Here is a 6,170-nt window from a genome sequence, read left to right on the forward strand (position 1 = left end):
GACGATGCCAGTCCCCGCCGCGTCCGCGCCAGTGGCCACCGCCCCAGCCGCCCCAGAAGCCGACCGAGATCGCCGGCGCTCCCCAGCCGTACCAGCCCGGGTAATACGCGGGGGCATAGTACGGATACGGATAGGGATACGGCGGCGGATAGGCCGGCGCGACGTAGACGGGAGCCGGGTCGGCCATGGGCGGCGCGACCGCCGTCGAGCCCTGGCTCGGTGCGGCGCTACCCGGTGCAGCCGGCGTGACGGGTATCTCGCGCTGCGTCAGCGTGGCCGGCGCCGGCGCGTAATACGGCGCATTACCGTACAGACTCGTGTAATAACAGCCGCCGAGGGCCAGCGTGGTCAACGCGAATGCCGCACACCTCGCGGCGGGAATCAGGGTCATTTCTTGCTCCGGCGGAATCTGCGCTGCGCAGCCAGGCTGCGCGCCTGACTCTAGCTTACGTCCCCTGCAGATTTCCGCCCGGTATGATCGGTTACTTTTTGTTTCCTGCACCAGACGCGCGTGCAGGCACGCCGCGTGCTGGCAGGTCTGCCGCGCTCGCGTTGAAGTTCGCGCAAATGCCCTCAACTTGAACGATGTCAGGCTGGCCGGCGCGGACGGGGTTCGCGAGCAACCGGCGGCCCGAAACCGGCGGACTTCGGCCCGCCCAGACAGGAGCGCGGTTCACGCCGCCATCGACATGACTACGCCACGCCCCACTCCCCGGGCGGACACGCCGCTCGATCCGATCATCCAGTTGCTGGCGCTCGCCGGCGAACAGGGTTATCTGACCCACGCCGACCTCGTCGACGCGCTGCCGCCCGAAAGCGACAGCCCCGACGCGCTCGACGTCGTGCGCGCCGCACTCGCCGACATCGGCATCGCCGTGCTCGACGAGCCGGCCGCGCCTGCGCCGTTCGCCGGTTCGTCGCCGGTCGACGTCGATCGCGATGCGCTCGACGAAGGCCGCGCGATGCTCGGCGACCTCGCACGCGGCACGAGCGCGTCGACCGACCCGCTCGCGCTCTACATGCGGCGCATGCAGGCGGTGCCGCTGCTCACGCGCGAAGGCGAAATCGTGCTTGCCCGCGAACTCGAGACGGGCCGTCACCAGATCCTGCATGCGATCGCCGGCTATCCGGCGGCGGTCGACTCGCTGCTTGCGCGTCACCGCGCGACGGCGACGACCGGCGCCGCCGGGTCTTCCGACGGCGACGGCGACGCCCCCGACACGCCCGCGCCGGCCAGCTACGACGCACTGCAGGCGGCCGTCGGGGCCCTGCGCGGCGCGTTGCACGCGCATGGCGTCCGTTCGGACGAATACCGCGACGCGCGTAACCGCATGGCGGCCCTGCTCGGCTCGATCGCGTGGCTCGCACCGGCGGTCGACGACGCGAGCCACGTCATGGGCACGCTCGCGTCCGCGCCGCACGGCACCGAAGCAGGCGAAGCCGCCTGCTTCGACGCGGTCGCGCGGCGGGCACTCGCCGCAGCGCTCGCCGACGGCCAGCAGAAAGTGCGCGACGCCACGCGCGCGATGCTCGAGGCGAACCTGCGGCTCGTGCTGTCGATCGCGCGCAAGTACATGAACCGCGGCGTCGACCTGCCCGATCTCGTGCAGGACGGCAGCCTCGGCCTGATGCGCGCGATCGAGAAATTCGAATACCGCCGCGGGTTCAAGTTCTCGACCTATGCGACCTGGTGGATCCGCCAGGCGATCGCGCGCGCGGTCGCGGATCGCGCTCGCACGATCCGCGTGCCCGTGCACGTGGGCGACCAGTACCAGCGTGTGCGACGGCATGCACTGCGTTTTCACCAGCGCACGGGGCGCCGGGCGACGCCGGCCGAACTCGCGGCCGAAACCGGTCTCGACGAGGACAAGCTGCGTGCGGTGCTCGCGCTGCCTGCCGAGCCCGTGTCGCTCGATGCGCCGCTGCCCGACGCGGACACCGGCCTCGTGGAGCTGATCGAGGACCAGGCGTCGGCCAGCCCGTTCGAGCAACTGGCCGACACGCGCATGCGCGAGTGTGTGCGGTCGCTGCTCCGGTCGGTCACGCCGGCCGAGGCCGACGTGCTGCGCCGGCGGTTCGGCCTCGGCGGCGCCGAGCCCGATACCTACGATGCGATCGCGCACGACGCCGGCATGTCGCGCGAACGCGTGCGCCAGATCGAGAAACGGGCACTCGCCACGTTGCGCACGGCTGCCGAGGCCGAGAACGCGCAGTCGTTTCTCGACGCGTGACCGCATCACGCGACGCACGGTCGTGCCCCGATCGGCACGACCGTGCGCCTCGCACCTGTGCTACGTTTGCTATTGACGTGCGTCAAGTTTTCTTCAACGCGTGTCGCGACAATGATGAAACGCCGACCGGCGCATCGTTCGCCGTGTCCATTCCGTTTGTGCTTCCCCGGGTCCCTCGCGATGCAGACGAGCGCCAGCCAAACGTACGAGGAAAACCGGCATATCGCGGCCTGCCTGCGCGAGGCAGCGCAACGGCTGGCTGACCAGGGCGCGAATCCTTACCGGGTCGCCGCGTACCGCGCGTCGGCCAGGACGGTCGAAGCGCTCGACCTCGACATCCGCACGCTGTTCGAGTCCGGCGGCGTCGATGCGCTCGGTACGTTGCCCGAGATCGGCACGGGGGTCGCCCAGGCGATTGCCGAACTGCTGGTGACCGGGCGCTGGCGGCAGCTCGACCGGCTGTGCGGCGACGCCGTACGCACCTCCGCATTCGAAGCGGTACCGGGTATCGGCCACGCGCTCGCGTTACGCATTCACGACCTGCTTCACATCGATACGCTCGAGGAGCTCGAACGCGCGGCCCGCAACGGCCAGCTCGAAACGATCTCGGGCGTCGGCCCGCGGCGCGCAGCCGGCATCCGCACCGCGCTCGACGACGTGCTGAGCCGCCGCCGGCGCTGGCAGGGCCACGTGCAGGACGCCGGCCCCGGCACCGAGCCTCCTGTCGAACTGCTGCTCTACATCGACCGCCTGTACCGCAACAAGGCCGCCGCCGGCGTGTTGCCGACGCTCGCGCACCGGCGCCTGAACGTGGACGGTTACGTGCCGTCGCCCGTGATGCACATGACCAAGGGAGGCTGGCATTTCACGGCGCTGTGCCTGCTTGCCGCGATGCGCACGCCGGAGGCCTCCCGCCCGACCGACTGGGTCTCGCTCTATTTCTACGACGCCGGGCAGCGCGAACACCAGCGCACCGTCTTCACCGAAACGGTCGGCTCGCTCGTCGGCAAGCGCATCGTGCGCGGGCGCGAGCAGGAATGCCGCGTGTACTACGCGGGCTGAGTCAGTCAGTCGTCGGAGGTTTCGTCGACGTCGAACGCCACGCCGAGCACGGACGCGATCTCGCGACAGGCATGTGTGAGCGCGCGTGTGCGGCGACCGGAATATTCCACCTCGAGATCGAACCAGGTCGAATACGACACGTAATCGGCGCCGCTTTTCCGGTTCGGCACGTCGAACCACAACGTCACCGTGTAGCCGCCCTTCCAGCGTATCGGTATCACCCGCGTGAGCCGCAATCTCGTGATCGCGCCGTGACGGAAGCGGAAGCTGTCGTCGCCCACGCGGAACCCCGACCATGCGCCGTCGTTCGACACGAACACGGTCAGCGTTTGGTCAGGTGGCGCGGCCGACGCTCCATCCTCGACGGCAAGTTCGGCCATCGACACCATCGACGCGCCCGAATCGCCGTGCCCCGTCTCGACGTCCACATACGATTCGATCGTCCGCTTCGCGTTGTCGTAGAAATAGCGCGCGACGTCGGGCCGTGCGTTGCCAGCCATCGGAACCACTTGCTTGAATCGTGCATGCTCGCCGTATCGAAGCGGTACGTCGGGCGCGTCGCCGGCATCGCCGGCGTCTTCGGCGTCGTCAGCCGGTTCGTCGTCCGGACTGTCGGCCGGTACGGCCTGCGCGGCCGTCTCGGGCTGCGCGCTGCCCCCGCGCCGTCGCTTCACCCAGGCAGTTCCCCACGTCAGCAGGGCAGTCTGCGCCGCCAGCACGGCCGCCATCGTCGCGCACCTCGCGAGAAATCCGTAGTGCGGCCCGACCTTCGATGCCGCATATGCGGCCGGAAGCACATAAAGCACCAGCAATGGCGCAAGCAATAACGACACGCGTCAACCCCGTTGTTCCTGCTTTCGTTTTCGAATTCCGGCCGGGAATGGCGGCGCCGCCGCCCTGCCGCCGGACTGCTGATGACACCCGCACATCGCGCGGGCCTGCTATACCTATGCGCCTTCCGCCTTCGCGCGACGCGCCGGATTGCGATGCGCGGCAATGCGCAGCAGCTTCTGGAACGACGGGCATTCGAGATGGTTCGCCGCCGGGCACACGGCCGCGTGCCGCAGCGCATCGCGCACGGCGCCGAGACGGCGGATCGTGCGGTCGAGTTCGTCGGCCTTGCTGTCGAGCTTCGCGCGATCGATCGCAGGCAGGCCGTCCGTGTCCACCATCGCGAGGATGTCGTCGAGCGAAAAACCGGCCTCGCGGCCAAGCGCGATCAGTGCCAGCCGCTCCAGCACCGACTCGTCGTATTGCCGCCGCAGCCCGTGGCGGCCGATCGGGACGATCAGCCCCTTTTCCTCGTAGTAGCGCAGCGTCGACGCGGGCAATCCCGAGCGCCGCGCCACATCCGCAATGTCCAGCCGACTCATGCTTGACCTCAAGTGAACTTGAAGTTGCAAGATAGGCGCTCGACTCCACAAAGACAAGCCCTGACTGCCATGAAACCGCCGAAACCACGCTGTATCCCGCTGCGCCGCGCGGCCGTCACCCTCCGCGCCGGTGGTCCGCGATGAGCCTGCCCGACGTCGTGCTCAACCTGTTGCAGATCGGCACGGGCGCCACGCTCGTGATGGATCTGTGGGCGCTGTTTCGCCGGCGTGCATTCGGCATTCCGTCGCTCGACCATGCGCTGGTCGGCCGCTGGATCGGTCACATGACGCAAGGCCGGTTCCGGCACGCGTCGATCGCCGCCGCGCCGCCCGTGCCGGGTGAACGCTCGCTCGGCTGGATCGCGCATTACGCGATCGGCATCGCGTTCGCGGCGCTGCCCGTCGCGATCGCGGGCACCGCATGGATCGGCACTCCGACACCGCTCCCCGCGCTCGTCGCCGGCCTCGCCAGCGTGGTCGCGCCGTTCTTCGTGATGCAGCCCGCGTTCGGCCTCGGCATCGCGGCGTCACGCACGCCGCACCCGGGCGTCGCGCGCCGGCGCAGTGTCATCGCGCATCTGTCGTACGGCGTGGGACTTTACCTGGCGGCGTTCACGCTGGCAGCACTGCCCCATTGAGCACACCGTCTTGCCGAAGCCGTGACGAGTAGCGTCGGCTCCACGGAGCCGACGTCGACGCCCGCACAAGCGCTTCGTCGAAGTTTGCCGGGCGCTTTGTCCCGCGCGAGCCGAGCGATGGCCGCGTCGGGCCGCCGTACGGGCGCAACGGCGAGGCAATGTCCACGCCCATGCCGTCATACGGGCCAAGTGGCACGCCTGCGCACGGCCACCCGGTCTTCCCGTTGCGGTCAACCCGCGCATCCGGCCGGCCCGGATGACGCCACCCATCACTCCCCGCCGCAGTCGATCAGGTTGTGGCGCACGCGCCCGAGCAGCCGCACCAGCGTATCTCGCTCGTCGGGCGTGAAGCCGCGCAAACCGTCGTCGACGACGGTGTCACCCACTTCGAGCATCTGCGGAAAGATCTCGCGCGACTTGTCGGTCAGCCGGATCACGAATGCACGGCGATCGTCGTCGTTCGCGACGCGCTCGATCCAGCCATAACTTTCCATCCGGTCGAGCAACCGGGTCAGCGAGATCGGCGCGATCTCGAGCCATTCGGCGAGCCGCGCCTGATTCATCTCGCCCTTCCACGTCAGGTATGCGATCACGCGGCTTTGCGCGCGCGTCAGCCCGATGCGCTTCGCGCGCCGGTCGAACAGGCGCCCGTTCAGGCGGGCCACGTCGGAAATCAGGTAGCCGATCCGGTTCTCGTAGGTCTTGTCCATGCGGGGATTATAGGGTCAAGCCGACAGCCGCCCATCGCTCGCGGCCCGGCGATAAGCGGATCTATAATAAGCGTGCTTATAATTCCAGCGATACCGGATCGCCGCCCACGGCGACCGCCCCACGGAGACACCCGCTTGAACCCCGCCGCCGACGCC

Annotated in this window: 7 protein-coding genes; 3 read left to right on the top strand and 4 right to left on the bottom strand. The window is 69.0% G+C overall.

The window, feature by feature from the left end; genetic code table 11:
• A partial coding sequence (locus tag DPV79_RS41155; RefSeq protein WP_113048144.1) for a hypothetical protein occupies positions 1-391 on the bottom strand: 391 nt, incomplete at its 3' end.
• A gap of 298 nt (positions 392-689) precedes the next feature.
• Here DPV79_RS41155 and DPV79_RS41160 point away from each other — a divergent pair.
• Complete coding sequence (locus DPV79_RS41160; protein ID WP_113048145.1) at positions 690-2,231, top strand: sigma-70 family RNA polymerase sigma factor; 1,542 nt, start codon at positions 690-692, stop codon at positions 2,229-2,231.
• A 180-nt stretch (positions 2,232-2,411) separates the two neighbouring features.
• On the top strand, positions 2,412-3,293 hold the full coding sequence (locus DPV79_RS41165; protein WP_113048146.1) for a helix-hairpin-helix domain-containing protein: 882 nt from the start codon (positions 2,412-2,414) through the stop codon (positions 3,291-3,293).
• A 5-nt stretch (positions 3,294-3,298) separates the two neighbouring features.
• On the opposite strand, the gene DPV79_RS41170 is transcribed toward DPV79_RS41165, so the two are convergent.
• Positions 3,299-4,126 (bottom strand): hypothetical protein, encoded by an 828-nt coding sequence (locus DPV79_RS41170; protein ID WP_133295799.1) that lies wholly within the window; start codon positions 4,124-4,126, stop codon positions 3,299-3,301.
• A gap of 114 nt (positions 4,127-4,240) precedes the next feature.
• Positions 4,241-4,666 carry a helix-turn-helix domain-containing protein gene (locus DPV79_RS41175; protein WP_060052882.1) on the bottom strand — a complete coding sequence of 142 codons (426 nt, stop codon included), beginning with the start codon at positions 4,664-4,666 and terminating at the stop codon, positions 4,241-4,243.
• 140 nt (positions 4,667-4,806) lie between these two features.
• Between DPV79_RS41175 and DPV79_RS41180 the strand changes: the two genes are divergently transcribed.
• On the top strand, positions 4,807-5,304 hold the full coding sequence (locus DPV79_RS41180) for a DUF2938 domain-containing protein (RefSeq protein ID WP_113048148.1): 498 nt from the start codon (positions 4,807-4,809) through the stop codon (positions 5,302-5,304).
• 269 nt (positions 5,305-5,573) lie between these two features.
• Here the strand turns inward: DPV79_RS41180 and DPV79_RS41185 are convergent, their stop codons facing one another.
• The gene (locus DPV79_RS41185; protein WP_021162076.1) at positions 5,574-6,014 is read right to left on the bottom strand and encodes a MarR family winged helix-turn-helix transcriptional regulator; all 441 of its coding nucleotides are present in this window, start codon (positions 6,012-6,014) and stop codon (positions 5,574-5,576) included.
• Positions 6,015-6,170: the final 156 nt, after the last annotated feature.

Origin of the sequence: Burkholderia reimsis, assembly GCF_003294055.1 — a bacterium.
GTDB classification, from domain to species: Bacteria; Pseudomonadota; Gammaproteobacteria; order Burkholderiales; family Burkholderiaceae; genus Burkholderia; species Burkholderia cepacia.

Excerpts from the sequence above, each read along its gene's own strand:
- DPV79_RS41160 (WP_113048145.1), top strand. The coding sequence starts at position 690 with ATGACTACGCCACGCCCCACTCCCCGGGCGGACACGCCGCTCGATCCG.
- DPV79_RS41165 (WP_113048146.1), top strand. The coding sequence starts at position 2,412 with ATGCAGACGAGCGCCAGCCAAACGTACGAGGAAAACCGGCATATCGCG.
- DPV79_RS41175 (WP_060052882.1), bottom strand. The coding sequence starts at position 4,666 with ATGAGTCGGCTGGACATTGCGGATGTGGCGCGGCGCTCGGGATTGCCC.
- DPV79_RS41180 (WP_113048148.1), top strand. The coding sequence starts at position 4,807 with ATGAGCCTGCCCGACGTCGTGCTCAACCTGTTGCAGATCGGCACGGGC.
- DPV79_RS41185 (WP_021162076.1), bottom strand. The coding sequence starts at position 6,014 with ATGGACAAGACCTACGAGAACCGGATCGGCTACCTGATTTCCGACGTG.